The organism is Natronomonas amylolytica, assembly GCF_037031205.1.
GTDB classification, from domain to species: domain Archaea; phylum Halobacteriota; class Halobacteria; order Halobacteriales; family Haloarculaceae; genus Natronomonas; species Natronomonas amylolytica.
Window position 1 is genome coordinate 225,024 of record NZ_JAYEZM010000005.1, and the last position, 20,363, is coordinate 245,386.

Sequence of the window (20,363 nt, forward strand, 5' to 3'; positions counted from 1 at the left end):
TTACCTCTCCTCTCGACGGTCGCACATTTGACTCTTACCGCCGCTCACTACGCTCATTCGCGGTCGTCGTCAGCACTGTTAATTCCGACGTCGTCCCGCGACGGCGTATCCGGGGCGAACGGTACGGCGCCGTCATTATCGGTCAAAATATTGACATCACCGACGTCACCAAGCCCGCCGGTTCCGCCCCTGTTGAGAGTCGCTATCGTCCCTAGAGAACTCGGCGTCCTAAAGACATCGCCGACGGTATTGTGGACCGACAACTCACCGATCTTAAACTGGATCTTCGACTCCTCGTCCGCGTCGTCCCGAAACGCTCCGTCGAAGTTTTCGTACCCAGCGATATCGCTGAACGCTAGTGGTCCTTCCTGCCCCCCCTCGACGGCTATGCTGTAGCCCCTCCGGACCTGTATCGCGTGATACGGCGTCTTACGAGATTCAACGTCGTTCAGAACGAATCGCGGGATGTTCGACTGGTCGCCGTCAAGTCGATAGATGAAATGTCGGCCGTGGTGTTCGCCGAGCCCGGGGTCGGTCTCGAGTGCGTCGGTCAGTTCCGGCGACGCGCTCTGGAAGTACAGCCGAGATATTCGTGTCGTTCCGCCATCGTGCACCTTGATGAACGCGTCCCCACAGCCCCGTGCCCAGCAGTTCTCGAAGGTGACGGGCCCTCTGGAACCGCTGCTGAGGTCCAGACAGGTCCCGGAGACGAGTTCGAACTCTGTGTTCCTGACAGTCAGATACTGGTCGCTGTCGATCGCGCCAGCGAGGTGGTGACCGACCGTGTTTCCGTCCATGTTGTTGTGCCGTCCGATTGCGGTCCTGTAGAAGCTACAGCGGTTGATATCTATCGAGTATCCTCCCGACGACGTACCGCGAATACCGTTGGCGTGGAAATTCCGGAACCGGACGTTTTCGAAACGAAAGCTGCCGGGTCCTCGAATGTAGATGCCCCACTGACTCCTGTCTGGCGGAAGATTCAGCGCGTCGTCGTTCCCGTCGTACGTCAGGTCTCGCCACATGACGTCGGGGTGGTGTGCCTCCTCGGAGTACCGAACCTGCATATTCGTAGATCGGGTCGGTATATGTGGAGCCACGGTGAGAAACGTCTTTTCAGGACCGTCTCCGACGAATCCCAAACCGGCAGCGCCACGGTCGGTGTCTGGGTCGCCCGAATGGAGGAATCGGCCTGAATCCTCGTTGGCGACGTACCACTCTCCCTCGGGGAGATACACAGTGTTCTCGTCGCTGGCGACTGACGCTCGGTGAATCGCGGCGACGTTCGTCTCCGCCGCCTCTATAGAAGGATCTCCCTCAATGCCGCCGTGGTCTTCGATGTTTTCGTGGGGTGCCTCTTCGGGCTCTTTGTCGGTCTCCTCGACGTCGGACTCGATGTTCGGGTCAGTTACCGAGCGGGAGATCCCTCCTCCGACGGAGACGGCGCCAGTACTGACGAGAGCCAGCACTTTCCGGCGAGTCATCGTTCGCCCCGGGGACGGATCACGCTGCTCGTCAGTCATGGTACGCAGGCGGCTTATATCGCGTGACACGAGGGTAAAAAAGTGGGTCGCTATCCATATGATATAGGCGAACTGGTCGGCTGTACGCATTGTTAAGCGCTTCCTAAGAAAACTACGACACCGTCCACGGCTCTACTCTGAGGATCCGTGGTTCCAGTTTGTCTGCTCGTTTTGATCGTCCGACACAACACCGTTCGGATCTCTTCGGGCCGATACTGGAGGCGTCTATCAGACTGATACCGCCAGCATGGTCAGATATCCGGTTACGGAACTCATAACAAACCTCACCTGGGCGAATTCCCAGCCAGATGCGAGAGACGACTGAGCGGCACGTAGCGGAAACCGCGTCAGCGACGCGCTCCGAGACGGAATGCCCGGCGAAGTTGGCCAAGAATAGAGCGCTGGCGGATAGAGGCGAAAAACATTCACCGCTTCTGTCCTTTTTTATTCCCCGCCTCGGACAGGGCGGCGCCGAACAGGTGACAATAAACCTCGTCAATGGCCTCTCGGCCCGAGGGTACAACGTCGAGTTGCTCCTGTCACAGCCCGGTGGGTCCTTACAGTCCGAACTCGCTAGTGAGGTGGACATCGTCGCGCTCCCGCCGTCGTGGTCTCCCGTCCTCGGCGTGGCGATGAATCTTCCGGCCCTCGTAGACTATATCCGCAGGGAGGAGCCGGCGGTGCTCTTTTCACATCAAGACCATGCGAATGTGGTTTCGCTAGCCGCCGGCCGCCTGCTCGATACTGATACGGAAGTCGTGGTCACCCACCACGACGCGTTTGGAATCAAGACGAACCAGGGTCTGAAGCCCTGGGCAATCGGGCGGCTTGTTTTGCTTCTTTACCCGTCAGCAGACCGGATTATCGCTGTCTCAGAGGGTGTCGCTGACAGCATCGTTGAACAGATGGCCGTCGAACGGGAACAAGTTACTGTTCTGCACAATCCGATAGAGGTAGACTCTATCAGAGAACAGGCCCGCCGTGGCGTCGACCACGAGTGGATAACGGATGATAATATTGAGGTCGTCCTCTCTGTTGGCCGTCTTACGGAGCAGAAAGACTTGAAGACGTGGCTCCGCGCGTTCGAACGCGTTCACGCGAAGAACCCCGATACGAGGGCGATAATCGCAGGAGAGGGACCTATGCGGGAGGACTTGCAGGCGTACGCGGAACGTCTCGGCCTGGCCGATGTCGTCTCCATACCCGGATACGTCGAGAACGCGTACGGATACATGCACGGGGCCGACGTGTTCTTTTTGTCCTCTCGGTACGAGGGGCTCCCTTCCGTACTGATAGAGGCGCTCGCCTGTGGTTGTCCGGTCGTCGCGACGGACTGTCCGAGCGGCCCGAGAGAAATCCTCGCGGACGGAACGTACGGCCGCCTCAGGCCCGTAAGTGACGCCGACGGACTCGCCGAGGCTATCATCGGAATTTTACAGGAACAGACGCCACGGGACGAACTCATGGCCCGCGCCGACGAGTTCGCAACCGGGCCCGTACTCGATAGGTACGAGCGGTTCCTCGAACAGTACGTCTTCGGTTGACTCGGGCGTCCGGAACTCGGGTCACTCGTCGTAGCCGAGCTTACGGAGCTGTAGCCGGACATCCTCGGTGACCTCTACGTCCGCACCCTGCCCCTCGGTTTCGCCCACGGAGCGGATGTGTTCGTCTATCGCCGTCGCCAGTTCGTCGTGTTTTTCCGGATACGCTTCGAGTCGATTATGCACCTCTCTGGGCTCTTCGTGACGGTCGTACAGCGTCTCTTCGCCCGTGTCTAGGTCGCGAATCAGCTTAAATCTCCCGTCAGTCACCATGATTCCGCCATCTGCCCGGCTGAAGCTTTCGGTGAACACTAGACGGTCGCTCGGTGGTTGAGCGCCGAACATTGACAGGTTCTCGCCGGTGATAGATGGCGGTGGGTTGATTCCAACCTCTGAGAGAATCGTCGCAACGAGGTCGACGTTCGAGACGGGCGTCTCCACGTCCCCCTGCTGGATTCCGGCTCCCCCTATCAAGACCGGAACGTGAATGTTCTCGTCGTACAGCGCGCTTCCAGGGTGGAAAACGTGGCCCTTCTCGTTGAACGCCTCCCCGTGGTCGGATGTAAACACAACGAGGGTGTTCTCGAGACCCAGTGTCTCGTCCAGCCGGTCTAGAAGGTCGCCGAGCTGTCTGTCGAAGTACTGGATTTCTCCACGGTAGAGCCGTTCTAGCGTCGCGATGTCGCTTTCGGGCGCGTCCCCGTGCTGTTCGTTGACGCGGTGGAACAGCTTGATCGCCTCCCGACGACTAACGTCCTCGCTGACCGTTCCTTGGTGGGGATAGTAGGGGTTGTGGACGTCCATGTAGTGGGCCCAGACGAACAACGGCTTCGAACTCGACTCCGCCCAGCCGATGACCGCGTCGTTGAGCGCTTCGGCCGGCTTGTAGAGACTGCTCCCGAGCTGTACCCCGAAATGCTTGCCCGCCGTTTTGTACCCTGCGTGGATGATGTCCGATAGTCCCTCCGTGGCTACCGCTCGTTCCACCAGTCGGTTGTACATCGTGTTCGTAACACTACCTCCGCTGTTACCGTCGGAGCTGTCGCGCCCCATGTAGTAGTCGAACCCCCTATCGTAGTTGTACGTCGGGCTGAGGTAGGTGTTCGTGTGGAATCCGGCGGTCGAATACCCGTGTTTCGAGAGTATTTCGGCTACGTGTGGGCGGTTCAACTCGTAGCCATCTTGTTCCGAGTCAAACATCCACGGGTACGTCCCGCTCAGAATCGACAGAAACGACTGTTTCGTGTAGGGTGCGTTCGAGAACGCGTTTCTGAAGCTGAGCCAATCATCGGTCAAGCGAGGTAGGGTTTCTAAGGACTCGCGCGCTTCGGTACCGAACACGTAATCGGCACGCAGCGAATCGACGGTGATGAACACGACGTTTTTCATGGCTCTTCGCTCACCGACTGTCCCGGGTTCACCACGTTGACGGGACCAAATCTCTTGGTTTCTCTGCGTGGGTACATTACGTGGACGTGGACACGTAGTTCGTATAGTAATTGTACGACTACCGTGCTGTCACCGCCCCAAGTAACCGAGCTGATATCGGTGGGTAGTCTACGGACTGATGACATCGCTACCCATGCCATCCTGATGTGAGCGTTCTATCGTCGATTACCGCGAATATACGGACCGGACGCATAATCCGACGAGTACGTAGGGAGCTTCGATGCCGGACCGTATATATCAATCAAAAAACCTGAATGAGCGACACTGTCACGAGAAGCGACCGATTTGTCAGAATAAGGAAACATTTAACATCGGTATGTGTCTCTTACCACTTGCATGGCACACAGGCAGACGGGTGAGGAGAACTCCAGAGCTATCAGTTCTTCTCCGGAAAAATCGACAGACTCGAACGGTAATGATTCGCTTAACCGACGAAGCTTCGTCAAAGGTGGCGTAGCTGTAACTGCTACGTTACTCGCGAGCGGGGCAGGCCTTACTGCCGCCTCCGGCAGTGGCAACGGAGAGACGTTCACGACCGACTACGGGGAGTACGCTCTATGACGAGACCGGACTACGTTCCCGACGACGCGAAAGACATCACAGAGTATGGCGCGGTATCAAATCCTGATGACCCGAACGACCAAGCGGTTTACGAAGGCAACCGGGATGCGATAATCGACGCCTGCAATGCGGCTGGTTCGGAGGGGTCGATTTACGTACCGGAGGGGACGTATTACTTCGGACAGGGGAGTGGTAATCATTGGATTCGGCACGGCGCTCATACACCGCCGGGAATTTCGATATACGGTGACGGACCCGAAGCCTCAGTCCTCGGGATGCACGGCCACGGTGAAAAGGGTGAAATACACACACTGTTCAACCATGCCGCTGACGAATACACCGGCACCAACGAACATACGGTTACGTACCAAGAAATTCAGTTCCACGGGCAGGCACCGAAGCTCCCGAACCTCTACGACAGCGAACCGCGCGTCGGGCAGAGTGGCGTTTCCGTTCAGTCCGATAATAGTGGACTTGACTTCGAAGTAAAACGAGCGTACTTCTATCAGATGTACGGTGCTGGTATTGACGTTCGTGGCAGTCTGACCATTGATTTTTCGACATTCGAAGAGTCCGGCATCAAACTCGAAAATGACGCTGATGCGGTTGGTGATACGTCGATTAATCATCACATCGTCGCCCGGCCGGAATCGAGCAACAAGGTGGTTATGCGAGATTCCGAGTTCATCAACACGTCGGGCAACGCCATCGATGCGGCTGGCTCTGGCCCCGTAGAGTGCTATCGGTGCTGGGGATCCGGTCTTGGAACCGGATGGTGCAAGCTCTCAGCGTATGATTTACGGCTTGAAAACGTATACATGGAGCCGTTCACGCAGGAGCTTCAAGACTTGACGGCCGGTGACGATATCGGGGACGGATATAATGGTCGGCGCGGTCCCTTCTACCGATTGGACGGGGACCCCAGTGTCGTTCCAGTAGCGGAACTGTACGATGTCGAGATTCGCGGTACGACTAGGGAGGCAATCGAAATCCGTGAACGATCTTCGGATCTCAGCGGCGACGTGGAACTGCACGGTGATATGATTGCCTTCCACGACATCGCGAAAGCAGACGGTAGGGATGAGGCGATTCGGGCGGTTGGCGAAGATTTCGTGGACTCCGATATCGGGCGGCTCTCGGTTCACGACAGCGACACGGATGCAGTCCTCGATATAACTGGGAACGGATCGATAGAGACACTCAAATACGGGAACAGTGGATCGGCCGGCAGTACGGACGATGTCGAAATTCTCGATTCCGAATCCGGGGCCGACCCGTTTCAGCCGGATGTACCCTCGCAAGACGAAGTCGGAGTCAATGCGCTCTCTGACACCGGCCAAGAGGACGACGGAACCACGACAGATTCGCCGCTGTTCAACGACTGGACGCCGCAGTGGGAAAGCGACCACGACGACTGGAGCGTCGTTTCCGGCGACGAGTTTGCAGGCGGAAGCGCGCTTGCGTTCGAACACGACGGACAGACGCGAACTCGATATGCGATATCGTGTGATGAAATCGGGACGCCGGCCGATGTGGAAGTTCTCGATAAATTCCGTGTTCCTGCGTTCACCGACGACGAGAGCCTCGGATTCCACGCACGTGTGAATCTCCGCTCGTCCAGTAGTAGTGCTGGCGAAAACGGCTACTGGCTCGAACTCGAAAACCGGGAGGGAGCCTTCCGGTTGGCGAAATACACGGACGGGAATTTGACGACGATGGGCCGATTCGGAACCCCGGAGGAGGACACGTTCTACTACCGACGGTTCCGAGCGGAAGGAAACGAACTGAAAGCCAAGGTATGGAAGGCCAGTGAGAACGAACCTTCCGAGTGGGATATCGAGACGACTGACAGCGACCACGCCGATGGCTGGGTCGGCCTTGGGTCGTTCGACACAGGACTGGTAGAGACCGATATCTTCAGCGTGGCGACCGATGGTGGGACGGCACCACACCTGAACTCGGATACGTCACCCGGAGTAACATGGCAGAACCCAACTGATGGCAAAACGGTGAGCGGAACCACGGTCCTCCAAATCGATGCGGCGGACCAGGAGGACAACGACGATTCCCTCACTGTCGAATATCGAATCGACGACGGAACATGGCAGAGTGCCTCGTATAACGCCGATACGGGATACTACGAGGACACGTGGGATACGACTGGAACAGCCGATGGCGACCGTACGCTGGAGGCAAAAGCGACTGATTCGGCCGGCAACTCCGCGAACACGAGCGTTACCGTGACGGTCGATAACTCCCTCAGTGTCGAGACCATCGGTGTGGAGAACGTCACGGACGCTTCGACCATGCTGGTCGGGAATGTGACGAGTTTCGGCGGTGCCGACGGAGCGACATGCTACTTCGAGTGGCGTGAACAGGGGACCGAGACGTGGAACAGGGTCGGCGAGCAGACGCGTTCGTCTCTCGGGGAGTTCTCGGCCGACCTGACGGGTCTCGAGGCCGGAACCAGCTACGAGTTCCAGGCCGCCGCGGAGACCACCGACCGTGCAACGGGGTCGATACGGTCGTTCGACACCGGGACGGATAGCACCAGTCTCAGCATCGATCGCTTTGCCCTGTCTGACAAGAGCAATCCGTCGTGGAGCTGGTACGAAGTCGACTGGGCCGTATCCGATGTCGACGGCGAACTCGATACAGTTGTCAGCGAACTCCGGTACAACGGCAACACCGTCACAGCCGAGAGCACGAACGTCAGTGGTGAAACCGCGAGCTTCACCCACGAGGTGCGTGTCCAGGGCGATGTCGACGAAATTCGACTGTCGGTCAACGACACCTCGAACGACTACATCAGCGAGAGCAAGAAAATATAGAATAGGATATAAATCCGGGATATCATCCGGTGAAGCGGACGAGTTCGGACATTCTACCTCGAACTTACCCGCTTCAGTCCCACAAACCCTTGCCAGATAGGCGCTACCCTATATCTGAACAGGACTCATAGATAGGAATTCAAACCCACCTTTTTAACGAAATGTTAACAAGCTCTACAACTACCCAGTAGCAGTAACCCACTTCATTGGTTCGCTATTGGAGATATCCGAGCTCACGGAGGTGGTCTTCCATCTGGTCAGTAAATTTGGCAGTACCCGTCCTCCCAATTGGTTGACCAACACCTTCTAACCAAGTCGTGAGGCGTTTATCCAGCTGACTCGCCTTATCCGGATAATCACCACTTACATCGGTCATCTCATCCTCAAGGTCAAATAACTCTGACCGTTCACCAGATGTTTGATACCGCCACTCGGAAGTCCGTATACTTGAGAGATCATTTAGGTGGAATCGGGAAGAGTCATACTTCGGGTTGTGTTTTGTTATTTCATTCAGTTTATTTTGAGCTCGTTCACCTCCTCGTTGGGTAATCGCCACTTCTCTCGGCTCATCACGTATATCCTGGCCAGCCGGCACAGGATGTTCAAGACCCAATTCATTGCACAGTATTTGCATGATATCTGCGTGTTGCACTAACCCGCTTGTTGGAAGGCCGTCGATCCCAGAAATAACGAGGGGTACATTGGATACAGCGGTGTGCGTCACCAACATGTGAGCTAAAAGCCCGTATTCTCCAAATAATTCTCCGTGGTCACCAGTAACTACCACGATTGGATTCTTAAGTTTGTTTTCTGCGTACTTAACTAGTTCACCGACAAGGTGATCAACGTATCTTACAACGGTATCGTACATCACCTCAAGAGCTTGCCATTCTTCATCGGTGAACGGTTCGCTTTCTCCAATATACTGGTGGAGATTATTGGACATATCAAACGCTAGCTTGAATGCCTGATCCGAATCAATCGATAATCCGTCAGTGAAATGTTCAACCCACGACTTCGGGGGGATATAGGGATGGTGAGAATCGCCGTGGTGTATATATAAAAAGAGAGACTCACCATGCTTTGAGGCGATTGATATATGCTTTTTTGCCACTTCGTTCAGCAAGTAACCACGGCAATGCTTCCTCCTTTCAAGGGTCAACCCGCCGCCGTGGTGAGAAATATTTGCAACCCACTTTGCCAGAGACAATAGCCCAACGTTACTGAGAATAGTGGATCGCTCGATGTAATGAAAGTAATCGAACCCTCGGTCCAGACCAGTACTGGTACTCAGTTGTGGGTTCGAAGAAATACATGCCGTACGAAACCCACCTGCTTGAAACGCTTCGGGGATCGTAGATATTTTATCGGGTAATCTTGCACCATTGGACCACGTTTGATGAGCAGATGGAGCATATCCAGTCAGGATGGACGCACTGGATGGACGGGTCCAGATATCATGTGAGAAGCACTGATCAAAGTCAACCCCGTCATCCCGGTTAGAAACCCGTTGAAGATTGGGTGTCGTGTTTCTCATATGGCCTCCAAGTGTAGTCTTGTCCAGTCGGAGACTTTCAAGTGTTATCCAGATTACGTCACTGGCGCCCATATCCCCGATGTATATTAAGTTCAGATATAGTTATTAAGAACCTAAATTGTATCTGGATTTTCATCTGCAAGTCTCGATAAAGGATAGTCGATATCAGAATATCGTCGTAGAAAGCGGTGTCTGGATATCAGTCTTAAATTACACCAAATACATTCAGTCGAGATACCCGAGCGCCCGGAGTCGCTCATCGGCCAACTCCATCTCGTCCCGCTCCGAATCCGTAACCGGTTCCTCGGCGACAATTTCGCGACGCGGTCCTTCGTCGAAGACGTGCCACGGGACCGTCACCAGTTCCTCTGAGTAGATCCCGGCCGGGTGGCCGTACTCCCGCATCGGAATCGGGAACGTTCGTTCGCCGAACATCTGGCCGTGGTCGGCCGTCACGACCGTCTTCCCACCGAGTTCGAAGAGGAGTCGTTCGACGGACGGCAACACCTCCTCGAGGTTCTCCTCGTAGGCTCGTTCGACGACGTCCCGAGAGATGCCGAGTTCGCCACTCGCCAGGTCGTCCCACTGGAAGTCGAGCCGGTCGAGGTCGAAGTGGTCCTGTCCGGTCGGCCCGAGGAACGGATAGTGAGGCTGGAGGAAATGGACGAGCAATCGCTTGTCCGGGAACCGTTGGGCGGCGTTCAGGGCGGCCTCGGCTACGGTTTCTGGTAACACGGTCCGATACGTTTCGTCCCAGCCGGCATCCTTCCAGACCTCGACGACCTCGTGGAACCGGACGTCGACGCCGTCACGGTGTCTGTATAGCATCGGACTCGCGGTGACGTAGACGGTATCCAGTAGTCGCTTGCCATCGAAGTTCCCCCGCAGGAACTCCCGGGTCGAAGACCCTCGCGACTGCACCGAGGTCGTCTCTCCGGGAAGCGTGCTGGTGCGGTCGAAGAGGTCGTAACGACAGGCGTCGAGGATGAGCATGTTGTCCCAGTCGGCCTCGAAAAAATCCCTCCCGTGTTCGTTGTACGACCAGGTATGTAGCCGGCGGTAGAACAGCCGATTGGCCTCCTGAGCGATGTACCGAGGGTTGGCGAGGCCCTTCTTTATCCCCTTGACGGAGTACATGTAGGTCGTATATCGGCGGAACCGATATTGTTAGGACGTACGTAATCGCGTGTCTGATACATGCGATCGAGCGCGGGGGTTTATAAGGAGACACATGCACCGGCGTTCGTACATTCGCGTCCGCTGCATTATGTTGTTTATATCTATATCCGAGGTTGCCCTACCCCCAAACGATCGATATGTACGTCCCTCGCGTGGCTGATACATCGCCGGATCTCGAGACTGCCGACTGTGGGGCCCCCCTGCCCCGGCAGGTGAGCTGCTTCACGTTCTCTTCGGGTTCATGATTCCTCGACAGTTCTCAGAGATTACAGAGCCGCTGTATCTCCGTGCCCACACAGCTGCACAGATGCGACCTCGTCAGCTAGCTGGAATCGTAGAACGTAAATCACGCGAATCCCTGCTCCCCCGACTACCGGTCGATTTTGACCGATTGTACGAACGGCGCGTCCCGGAGGATCCGTCGGTTCACCTCGACGCAATCGCGGAAAACACAGCGACGCTTCGGGAGTGTATCGACGAGCAGACGCGGGCCCGATACCGGCGGCGAACTCGACGCGCCGCCGAGGGGACCCCCGATTTCCTGAACCGCTCGCTCCGAATCGCCGAGGGCACCGACGTGAACTGGTACGACGACCGGCTCGGTGATTATCCGATAGACTGGCGATTGAAACTGTACGCGTTTCAGCCACTCTCTTGGCTGTGCTGTGGCTTCGAGCCCGGTGAAGCGGACTCGGCAGAACTCCAGTGGGCGTACGACGGCTGGATCGAAGACTGGATGGAGTCCGTACACATTGGGGGGCCGAACTACCTTCGCCGCGCGTGGACACCGTGGTCGGTCTCGCTTCGAGTCATCTTCTGGAGCCGATACCTTGCGTGGCGCGAAACAAATGGTCAGACAACAGTTTCAGCGGGGTTCGAGCGGTCGTTCAGACGGGAGGTGTATAAGAACGCGCTGTTTTTAAACGAGCACGTCGAGAGGGATGTCGGCGGTAACCACCTGATAGAGAACGGTGCTGCCTTAGTCGTTGCCGGAGTCCTCTTCGAGGAACCATCCTGGGTTGACCGTGGGAAGTCGATTCTATCCGAAACCGCGACGGAGCAGTTTCTCGACGACGGGTTCCACTTCGAGCGGAGCCCGATGTACCATATTCTTACACTGACGCGGTACCTGACGACCTGTGACCTGCTGAATCGAAGCCAAATACCGATTTCGGACGAATTAAATTCGGTTGCTCGGGAGGCTACTGAATTTCTCAAATTTCTGCGTCCACCGAACGGTCACATCCCGCTATTGAACGACTCCGTTTATAACCAAGCGCTTCCGTTGGAGTCCTGTCTCCGATACGCGAACGCTCTCGGATTCGACAAGGATTTAAATTCTCCTCAGCAGATGCTCTCCAGTCACCGGGCCCCGACGAAGGAGTCCTCGGGTTACTATTGGCTACGGACGAATAACGGTGCGATGCTGATAGATGGCGGTCCGGTCGGCCCGCCACACCTTCCCGGCCACTCCCACAGTGATACGCTATCCGTACTTCTGTGGATCAACGACCGACCCATTGCAACCGATACAGGGACCTTCGGATACGATAGCGGCCATCTCCGACAGTACGCACGAGGTGTACAAGGCCACAATACCGTTCAAGTCGGTGATACCGAACCGATTGCGATCGGTGGGAAATACCTGATGGGCCCCAGAACCGACCCAACCGTTCGGTTCCAAGAAGGACCGATCTCACTGTTCGAAGGCCGTTACGAGGCAAAGCCGTTCGGTGGCAGACAGTACACGCATCACCGTGCTGCGTTTGCGGGTGACGACTGGTGGATCGTCTGGGATTCGGTATCGAATCATGATGGCCTCTCTATCTGTAGTCCGCTCCACTTACACCCGGATATCACCGCATCGCTGGAATCGGGCAGAAGGGTCAGACTCGAATCTACTGGTGTCGACGCGTACGTCTATCCTCTCGAAGCGACTCGGGCCGACATTACGACGGAAAAGTACTTTCCACGGTTCGGAGTCGCAACCGACAGGTCAGCACTTCGATTGTCAGTAGACACTAATGGAACCGAGCGGACGGCGCTTGGCTTTCTCGTTACGCGCCGAGACCTAGCCGGTTCCAAAATTGAGACGACGTACGATGAATCGTCGCTGACGTATCTCGAGTTGGCCGACGACCGGTATCAGCTACCCGAACCGCTGCTGATTGGGGGGGAGTACTCAAAACCAGGCCGGTAGTGACGGCGAGACGTCAGCTCACTCCGTCCGTGTCGTGTCGTTCGGATAGAAGCAACGCGTCGACGAAAAACTTGGTTGCCCAGTTCGGAAAGCGGAAGAACATGTACGGTCCGAACAGTGGATACGAACCAGCGAGCCCGCCGCGAACTCCGGCGGGCCCGTTGAGCACCTGTCGCTCTTTCAGAAAGTCGAGTGTCTCCCGTGCTGTACGAAGATATTTGACCTCCCCTGTCCGCTCGAAGAGATGGAGCCAGATAACGGCCATCTGGGCATTTCCGGTCAGACAGTAGTACCACGCGGGCGACCACGACGAATCGTACGCCCCTTTAAGAACTCCGTTCGACTGCTGTATCGACAGTAATTTATCGGCTGTATGGGTTGCGGCATCCAGCATTTCTCGCTCTTCGAGAGCGATTCCGCCTTCTAGTAATCCCCGAACCGTGTATGCAATAGTATGTAGATATGGCGTTGAACCTGCTTCGAACCCCGATTTATCGAACCAGCCGTTTGCCCTCTGTAGCTGTATCGCCCACCGGTAGTTCCGGCGTGCCGCTTCCCGAAACACTTCGGCACGTTCCGGAACGATTGTCGCTCCTTCCAGAAGCGCCCATGCGATTCGGGTCGAGTAGGAGTGAACTTCGTCATTGTAGTCGTAATTGTCCCAGTAACCCTTGTGCGTCTGCTGGTCGATGAGCCAATTGCAGGCCTCTTTCGTGGCTAGCTTGTATCTTTTATCGCCCGTCTCCTGGTAGGCACTGACAAGGCCGAATACAATTTGACCGGTGTTGAACACGCTGGGATCGCCCTGTCTGCCGGTTCCTGCTGGAAAGTACCCACTACTGTGCTGGACGGTACACAGCCAATCCGCCATCCGAATGGCACGGTCGGTAATCTCAGACACGCCCCTCGTTGACGAGAATTCAAACAGCGTCGGAATGATGTATCCGGTTGTCTCGGGGTAGGCATCTTCCCATCCTAACACGAGGTTGTAAGAGGCTGCCGAACCACCGTTCGTGGTCGCGTCCTGGGTGTGACAGAGCCACTTTATCGCGGCCGTGAGATGGTATTCGTCGGATTGGGGTGCTGAACGCGGGAGCGGCAACTCGTTTCTTGCTGCACTAATGCCGGCAGATATACGGTCGAATACGCTCATGATAAACGACTCCTTGGGTAACGGACGTTCGTGTGCGGTAACTCACGTTCGCCCTCAACTGTTCGGTGTATCGAACACGGAAGACATCCGGTCTTTGTAGCCTCGTAGGCCCCGACGAGACAGAGTACAACCAGTACCCGCAGTCCTAATACCCCTCGAACCTTCAGGTCTCCGTCGAAATGAGTCATAAGAATTATGTCACCAAATAGTATGGATCCGACTGTAGTCTATGGCCGACGAACTCCTCGATATCTGCCAGCGAAGTGAAGAATAGGCGGAGCCCGTTCAGATTGTACTCGTCGACGATACCGTGTTTACGCCAGTGCCGATGGAGCTTGAGCTTGTTAAACCGCCAAAATCCATCCCAATATGGGGTTTCTTGTTCGATTTCGCGTCGTTCTTTGCCATCGAATAAGACTCCCTCGAACGACTGTTTTGTTACGTACGGTACTCGGTATTTCCATTCGAGATAGTGGAGGAACGAGCACATAAGCCACGGCGTTCCGATACTGGTCAACAAAACGTCGTCCTCGCCTAGCTGTGCAAAGCAACTGTCGGAAGCGAACGTGTCGTGGTGGTTTCTACCTTCGAATCTGTACTCCCCCTTGACGAGAATTGAACGACAGGCGTCGTCCGTTCGGTAATCCGAATCGTCGAGAAACAAGAAATTGAACGTACCATGCTTCGGGCGTGAGTACTGTTTCGAATACACACGAGACATCTTGAAATAGTCCGTGAATCCGGGGGCCAGGATGGAGTCGAAGTTCCTATCGAGGGTAGTCAGAATCTGTTCGTATGGATCACCAGGGAGTGCTTTGTTGACATCGCTGAGCCCAGCGTGAACGAAGACAACGTCGTCCTCGTACGATTCAAACACTTGGTTGAACTCATTTTGGGCTACACTCCCGACTCGTCTCGGGCGCTCTTCGAGCAGTTTGTGGATTCCGAAGACGGGCCAGCGTGTGAAGTGTTTTTTAAGATTCATATCTCTTTACCCGGCATTCCCCTCGACCAGATACTGCCTGTAATCGCCGTTGTCGTAGATTCGATTCGTGGTGGTGTCTCTCTCAAGACGTTCGAAATCCTCGGGCGTAAACCGCCATCGAGGCCGATAATTGGGGAACGCCTCCGGATACACGATGCGACCAGCTCGAGTAATCGTCAGATACCGGTCGTTCTGATAACTCCGGCCAAGCGAGTCATGGACTGTGTAGTTGAAATGGGGTGGAGGCGTACTGAACGCAAACGGCTGCGGTGTGCTCGTTCCGGACCGAGCGTGGTTGAAGCGGTGATGGCTGATCTTGAACGCTGCCACCTCCTGGCTCGCACTCCCGTGTTCGGTCAACCACTCGTTCCCCTGGACTTCCATCTCCGTTACCTGATGATTCGACTCCGATTCCAGGGGGGATTCGTAAACGCTGAACGTAGATAGTACGATGAGTACTATTAGCGTAATCGTTAGTATTGTTTGAAAACTGATTCTAACGCTCGGCCGCTCGGGACTCCAATCGACGTGCCTCCACAGCACGTAGAACAGTTGCCCGACGATGACGACGGCACCGATCTTCGCTATCTGGAACGGTCGCTGTGGCGGAACGATCAGGTCCTGCAGGAGGAAGGCGACCCCGAAGACACTGAACCCGATTACGGTTCCGATGATCATCACGGAGTACGTATCCAGGACGGCCTTCCGTTGCAGGATGAGCAACACCGCCATACCGAGAAACGCGAATCCGAGTCCGAACAGGACGAACTCGAGTCCGTACTTGAACGTGAAGACGCGTGCGAGGTCGATCAGAGGCGGCGACGCCTCCTCGATGGTCCGAGCGTAGGTATCCGCTCGCGTCCCACCACCACCCGCTCCGAACAGTGAGTCATGGACTTGCTCGAATCGCAGAATGATACCCGCGTATTCGGAATACCAGACAATGAACACGGCAGCAGACAACGAAACGAGGTTCGTCGGGGAGGCGTACTTTCGTTTGACCAGTGGCGCGTACTTGCTTGCACCGTACAACGCGAAGACCATGATGAGGAATATCGCTGTGAGTGGGTGATATAGCAGGACGGCGACCAGAACGACGACGAACGTCGCCCGAACCGGCGGAGTGGGGTTCGGCTGGCCTTTGAAAAACAGATAGAGGACGAGCGGGACGAGCATGATGGCGACGTCGAACGGCCGGAACCCGACGTGTGCTTGCCGCAGAACTGGCAGCATGACGAACGGGAGACCGAACAGAACCTGGGCCCGGGTTTCGAACACCGCATACAGCAGGTAAAACATCGCACCGAAGTATATTCCCGAGAACACCACCGGGAGCAGCATGGCGACTGTCATCGGTTCGACGCCGGTTGCATCCGAGACGGCTATCGCCAGTAGATGCATCGGGGGGTAGATGTTCCCCCCTATTCCCCCGGAGTTGCTGATGTCGACCATGAACCCGAGGTGGCTCATCGCGTCGGAGCGGCCGAACATCTCGTACCCGCGGATGTACGGTAACAACAGGAGTAGCGCGTTCGTCAAGAGCATGAGCGAGACTCCGTACACCCAGGAGCGACCCGAGTCGACTCTCGCACTCGCAACGATGGTGAGTGCCCCGGCCAGCATGGCTCCCACGAGGAGTACCCAAAAATAGATCGGGTACGCCCGGTACAGCGAGATCTCGTATCGGTTCGCGGATGGGGTGGTGATGACGATAGCGACGGCGACGATGAGAAGCGCGACTCCACCCAGGGTGAGCCATCTCGGCTGATTCGAACGCATCTCAGTTGGGTCCCTCCATCCGGCGGTGAGACGGCTCGAACGGCTCTCCGAGTACGACTACGCTCGAATACCGGCGCCACGGACGGCCGGCATTTGCTTCGACGTCGACGCCATCCATATGCTCCCGATTACCCGGTCTTCCCCATTGTTAAGCGTCCCATTACTCGCCGCGTGGTGGTCGTAAACGTACAGTTTACTACACTCCATGACGGAGAAACGGGGTCCACGGAGGATTTAATATGTCCCAACGTACGATATCTGTAGTGGACTACACGATCGAGGCCCGAGGGTTCCGGTCGTTCGTTTTAGTGTACGTTCTGTTCTCGCTCGCCTCGCTGGCCGTCCTGTGGGCCCTCGATAGCGTATCCCTCAGAACGTATTTCGTCGTCGCGTTCATCGGGCTGTTGGTCACCAGCGAGATATTCCCACCGGCCGACCCGAAGACGGTCTGGTGGAAGCGCCTACAGTGGGTCAAAGCCGGTGGGTGGGTGGTTCTCCTGTACATACTCGTCGAACGAGTCCTGATGGTTGTTCAGTAGCGTCCTCCAATCGAGTGAGTTCTGCTGGAACGGACGAAGTCGGCCCAGCAATTCGAGGGGCTGTCCGGGAATCTATGTGACGGGAAGCAGACAGCTACCCGACCGACTTCCGATTAATCTACTCATAAATAAGCCCCGAGGAGGCGGCTTCTCTGACGATGCGTCTCCCTCGCGAACGGACCGACGATTCGGCCACTGGTGGGCGAGATACATGACCGAGAAGCGACGTGTGGTCTTCGTCTCGCAGATGTATCCGCCGGAAAAGGGCGGGAACGCCTCGCGAATCCACGATACGGCAACACAGTTACAGGACGGCGACTGGAACGTGTCGGTACTGTGTCCGCCGCCGAGCTATCCACCCGGCGAGTTCGACCGCAGCTGGCAGCGGTCACGAACGGAGGTCGTGGACGGCGTTTCGGTTCACCGGCTCTGGAGTTGGCAACCGGCAGTTGAGAATCCCGGGATGGCCCGCCGGCTGCCGTATTATCTGCTGTTCGGGATTCATGCGATGGTCTGGCTCCTGTTGAACGTCCGGAAGTACGACGCCGTCGTGACCTCCACGCCGCCGATTTCGACGGGTGCGCCAGGGCTGCTCGCTGCGCTGCTCGGAAAACCGTGGCTCGTCGACGTCCGGGACCTCTGGATCGACGCGTCGATATCGCTCGGCTATCTCGAAGCAGGGAGCCCGGTAGAGCGCGTCAGTCGCCGATTCCAGCGGCTCGTGTTGCACACCGCCGATGCGATTTCCGTCACGACGGAGACGCTGGGACGGGAGATTCAGAACCAGTACGGCGACTCGCTCGGGGAGAAACAACTCGTGATTCCGAACGGCGTCGACACCGGGCAGTTCGAATTCGAACGGGAAACGCATTCAGGGGGTGTTCTGGCGGGCGGGGCCACGTCGAGCGAACTGGGAGAGACGAGCGAGGACAACGCGGGCGTCGCGCCCCGGGAGTCGGCGACGGATGGCGGTCGGAAGCCGACGCTCGTGTACACGGGGAACCTGGGAACGGCACAGGACCTCGAGGTCTGCATCCGCGCTTTGCCGCATCTCGAACATCAGGACGCCGTGCTGCGGCTGGTCGGCAGCGGCGACATGGAGTCGAAGCTTCGCGAGTTGGCACGGGAACTCGGCGTCGCCGAGCGTGTCGACTTCGTCGGAACCGTTCCACGGACGGCCGTTCCGACGTACCTCAACGAGGCGACGGTCGGGGTTGCACCGCTGAAAAACGGCGAGGCGCTGGCTTACGCGATGCCGACGAAGGTCTACGAGTATCTGGCCTGTGGGCTTCCGACCGTCGTCACCGGGACCGGTGAGATAGAGCGGTTCATCGACGAATCCGGAGGGGGGTTCCATGCGGCCAACGACCCCGAATCAGTCGCCGAGCGAATCGACCGGCTGCTGGCTGACGAGGCGTTGCGCAACCGAATGGGACGGCAGGGCCGCGACCACGTCGTAAGACACTACGACCGGCGGGCCATCGCGGACGAATTACGCGAGAAACTGCACCGACTCGTCGAAGCTCAGGACTGACTGGACAACGAGCGCAACCGCGACCGGAGGACGGCGCCGGCCCCGAGCAGGAAGAGCCCGAACGCCCCCGTGACGGTCGGCCCGAAGCGCCCGTACAGCAGGACGAACGTTGCCAACAGCACGACCGTAAGGGCGATTCCGGCGCCGATTCGTCGCGGCCGTCCCGGGACGACCTCGAGGAAGATCGCCTGAAGTAATCCCAGCCCGTGGACGAGGGGGCTCTGCGAACTCGGGTCGTCGATATCGTAGTCGATCGTCGTCGGCACCTCCTCGATGTCGTTGCCCTCCCGGGCAGCCTGAAAGAGGATGTCCAGACTCGCACCCATCCCGGTTCCGATATCGTCGGCCAGTACGATCGCTTCTATCGCGCTCCGTCGATAGGTCCGGAACCCGCTTTGTGTGTCCGAAACGCCCGGCGAGGAGTACCGGAGCCGCAATCCGGCGTTGGTCAACGCGTTCACCACGGCGAGTCCGGCCCTTCTATACGTCGGGATATCCGTGTCTGCCCCATCGGCAAAGCGGCTCCCGATGACGATATCGGCGCCGCTCGATTGCTGGGCCTCGACCAGTTTCGGGATGTCCCCCGGGTCGTGCTGTCCGTCCCCGTCGATGGTCACGAGATGGTCGACATCCATCGCGTATGCGTACTGAAAGATCGTCCCGAGCGTCGCCCCGTACCCCATGTTCGTTTCGTGTGTCGCGACCTTCGCGCCCGCATCGAGTGCGCGTTCCCTCGTGTCGTCGTCGCTTCCGTCGTCGACAACGAGGACGTCATCGGCGTATGCCTTCGCGTTCGCGACCACGCTGGCGATAGACTGGGCCTCGTTGTACGCCGGCACACCGACCAGGACGGTCGATTCCGTCGCTACTGACGGTAGGGGCCGTTCACTCGGTGACTCCGCTCGCTCGGCGTCTCCGTCGTGTATCGCTATCGAGGTCGCCTCGTCCTCTATCGGCGTGTATCGGCCCTCGGAAGCGGTTTCGATTGTATCTTCGTTCATGGTTCTCCCTATCGGGAACTCGCAGGACCGGATTCTGTCCGAAAGATGGGCTCAGATGGACATTGTTACACGTTAGATAACCCCGAACTCGGCGGGGAACCGAACGCACCGGAGTTCCGTCGCGTGGCTGTGGGAAACCACGATTAGATCTCCCGATGTGTTTCGAACCCATTAACGAGAAATGGGCTGTTGAGGCGGTGTATAATGGGTTATGGGACGTTCGGAACCGAACGGCACCAGCCATCGAACGGACGTATCTCCGGGTAAGCCGAACATAACCCAACGGTCGTCGGACTTCGGGATTTCCGGGAGTGACTCCACTTTCCGGTACTCGCCTGGTTTCCCACTCCCCGAATCACGTCGCATGCCGAACGTTCGGTTCGATGGTGTAGCGGGGACGGCAGACGGTTGGTGACGGAGTGACTGCCGCCGTTCGCGGTCGGGCGGCCCTCCCGAACCTTCGGAGGGGGCCGAAGAGACTGTATAACAAAACCCGGGGACGGAGTCAACGAGAACGACAGCGCCCCGTGGATGTTCTCCGATATGGGCGGCGC

At 57.2% G+C, this 20,363-nt stretch carries 14 protein-coding genes; 6 read left to right on the forward strand and 8 right to left on the reverse strand.

Annotation, left to right across the window (positions count from 1 at the left end; all coding sequences use genetic code 11):
- Positions 1-53: 53 nt before the first annotated feature.
- Entirely contained in the window at positions 54-1,520 is a 1,467-nt protein-coding gene (locus U5914_RS09045; protein WP_336135427.1) for a right-handed parallel beta-helix repeat-containing protein, read from the reverse strand.
- A gap of 308 nt (positions 1,521-1,828) precedes the next feature.
- On the opposite strand from U5914_RS09045, the gene U5914_RS09050 reads away from it, so the two are divergent.
- A complete protein-coding gene (locus U5914_RS09050; RefSeq protein ID WP_336135428.1) occupies positions 1,829-3,064 on the forward strand; it encodes a glycosyltransferase in 1,236 nt (411 codons plus the stop codon).
- 21 nt (positions 3,065-3,085) lie between these two features.
- Here U5914_RS09050 and U5914_RS09055 read toward each other — a convergent pair whose 3' ends face one another.
- Complete coding sequence (locus tag U5914_RS09055) at positions 3,086-4,450, reverse strand: sulfatase (protein WP_336135429.1); 1,365 nt, start codon at positions 4,448-4,450, stop codon at positions 3,086-3,088.
- Positions 4,451-4,846: 396 nt separating this feature from the next.
- Here U5914_RS09055 and U5914_RS09060 point away from each other — a divergent pair, with 396 nt between their 5' ends.
- Both U5914_RS09060 and U5914_RS09065 read left to right on the forward strand, forming a co-directional pair.
- The gene (locus U5914_RS09060) at positions 4,847-5,071 is read left to right on the forward strand and encodes a hypothetical protein (protein WP_336135430.1); all 225 of its coding nucleotides are present in this window, start codon (positions 4,847-4,849) and stop codon (positions 5,069-5,071) included.
- Entirely contained in the window at positions 5,068-7,902 is a 2,835-nt protein-coding gene (locus tag U5914_RS09065; RefSeq protein WP_336135431.1) for an Ig-like domain-containing protein, read from the forward strand. Before U5914_RS09060 ends, U5914_RS09065 begins: the two co-directional genes overlap by 4 nt.
- 214 nt (positions 7,903-8,116) lie before the next feature.
- Here the strand turns inward: U5914_RS09065 and U5914_RS09070 are convergent, their stop codons facing one another.
- Both U5914_RS09070 and U5914_RS09075 read right to left on the reverse strand, forming a co-directional pair.
- Complete coding sequence (locus U5914_RS09070) at positions 8,117-9,511, reverse strand: sulfatase (protein WP_336135432.1); 1,395 nt, start codon at positions 9,509-9,511, stop codon at positions 8,117-8,119.
- A 153-nt stretch (positions 9,512-9,664) separates the two neighbouring features.
- Positions 9,665-10,576, reverse strand: a complete 912-nt coding sequence (locus tag U5914_RS09075) for a hypothetical protein (protein ID WP_336135433.1) — start codon at positions 10,574-10,576, stop codon at positions 9,665-9,667.
- Positions 10,577-11,009: 433 nt separating this feature from the next.
- Here U5914_RS09075 and U5914_RS09080 point away from each other — a divergent pair, with 433 nt between their 5' ends.
- Entirely contained in the window at positions 11,010-12,818 is a 1,809-nt protein-coding gene (locus tag U5914_RS09080) for an alginate lyase family protein (protein WP_336135434.1), read from the forward strand.
- Positions 12,819-12,831: 13 nt separating this feature from the next.
- On the opposite strand, the gene U5914_RS09085 is transcribed toward U5914_RS09080, so the two are convergent.
- The 3 genes from U5914_RS09085 to U5914_RS09095 form a co-directional block, all read right to left on the reverse strand.
- Positions 12,832-13,971 (reverse strand): prenyltransferase/squalene oxidase repeat-containing protein, encoded by a 1,140-nt coding sequence (locus U5914_RS09085; RefSeq protein WP_336135435.1) that lies wholly within the window; start codon positions 13,969-13,971, stop codon positions 12,832-12,834.
- Between the two features lie 193 nt (positions 13,972-14,164).
- Positions 14,165-14,956, reverse strand: a complete 792-nt coding sequence (locus U5914_RS09090; RefSeq protein WP_336135436.1) for an AAC(3) family N-acetyltransferase — start codon at positions 14,954-14,956, stop codon at positions 14,165-14,167.
- Between the two features lie 6 nt (positions 14,957-14,962).
- On the reverse strand, positions 14,963-16,735 hold the full coding sequence (locus U5914_RS09095) for a hypothetical protein (RefSeq protein WP_336135437.1): 1,773 nt from the start codon (positions 16,733-16,735) through the stop codon (positions 14,963-14,965).
- A 263-nt stretch (positions 16,736-16,998) separates the two neighbouring features.
- Here U5914_RS09095 and U5914_RS09100 point away from each other — a divergent pair, with 263 nt between their 5' ends.
- Positions 16,999-17,274, forward strand: coding sequence for a DUF8044 family membrane protein (locus U5914_RS09100; RefSeq protein WP_336135438.1), 276 nt, complete (start codon positions 16,999-17,001; stop codon positions 17,272-17,274).
- 211 nt (positions 17,275-17,485) lie between these two features.
- Positions 17,486-18,808, forward strand: a complete 1,323-nt coding sequence (locus U5914_RS09105) for a glycosyltransferase family 4 protein (RefSeq protein WP_336135439.1) — start codon at positions 17,486-17,488, stop codon at positions 18,806-18,808.
- Here U5914_RS09105 and U5914_RS09110 read toward each other — a convergent pair.
- A complete protein-coding gene (locus U5914_RS09110; protein ID WP_336135440.1) occupies positions 18,799-19,809 on the reverse strand; it encodes a glycosyltransferase family 2 protein in 1,011 nt (336 codons plus the stop codon). The genes U5914_RS09105 and U5914_RS09110 overlap by 10 nt on opposite strands.
- Positions 19,810-20,363 lie beyond the last annotated feature (554 nt).

Bases quoted from the DNA above. Each gene is read 5' to 3' on its own strand.
- U5914_RS09045 (WP_336135427.1), bottom strand. From the start codon at position 1,520: ATGACTGACGAGCAGCGTGATCCGTCCCCGGGGCGAACGATGACTCGC.
- U5914_RS09050 (WP_336135428.1), top strand. From the start codon at position 1,829: ATGCGAGAGACGACTGAGCGGCACGTAGCGGAAACCGCGTCAGCGACG.
- U5914_RS09055 (WP_336135429.1), bottom strand. From the start codon at position 4,450: ATGAAAAACGTCGTGTTCATCACCGTCGATTCGCTGCGTGCCGATTAC.
- U5914_RS09060 (WP_336135430.1), top strand. From the start codon at position 4,847: ATGGCACACAGGCAGACGGGTGAGGAGAACTCCAGAGCTATCAGTTCT.
- U5914_RS09065 (WP_336135431.1), top strand. From the start codon at position 5,068: ATGACGAGACCGGACTACGTTCCCGACGACGCGAAAGACATCACAGAG.
- U5914_RS09070 (WP_336135432.1), bottom strand. From the start codon at position 9,511: ATGGGCGCCAGTGACGTAATCTGGATAACACTTGAAAGTCTCCGACTG.
- U5914_RS09075 (WP_336135433.1), bottom strand. From the start codon at position 10,576: ATGTACTCCGTCAAGGGGATAAAGAAGGGCCTCGCCAACCCTCGGTAC.
- U5914_RS09085 (WP_336135435.1), bottom strand. From the start codon at position 13,971: ATGAGCGTATTCGACCGTATATCTGCCGGCATTAGTGCAGCAAGAAAC.
- U5914_RS09090 (WP_336135436.1), bottom strand. From the start codon at position 14,956: ATGAATCTTAAAAAACACTTCACACGCTGGCCCGTCTTCGGAATCCAC.
- U5914_RS09095 (WP_336135437.1), bottom strand. From the start codon at position 16,735: ATGCGTTCGAATCAGCCGAGATGGCTCACCCTGGGTGGAGTCGCGCTT.
- U5914_RS09105 (WP_336135439.1), top strand. From the start codon at position 17,486: ATGACCGAGAAGCGACGTGTGGTCTTCGTCTCGCAGATGTATCCGCCG.
- U5914_RS09110 (WP_336135440.1), bottom strand. From the start codon at position 19,809: ATGAACGAAGATACAATCGAAACCGCTTCCGAGGGCCGATACACGCCG.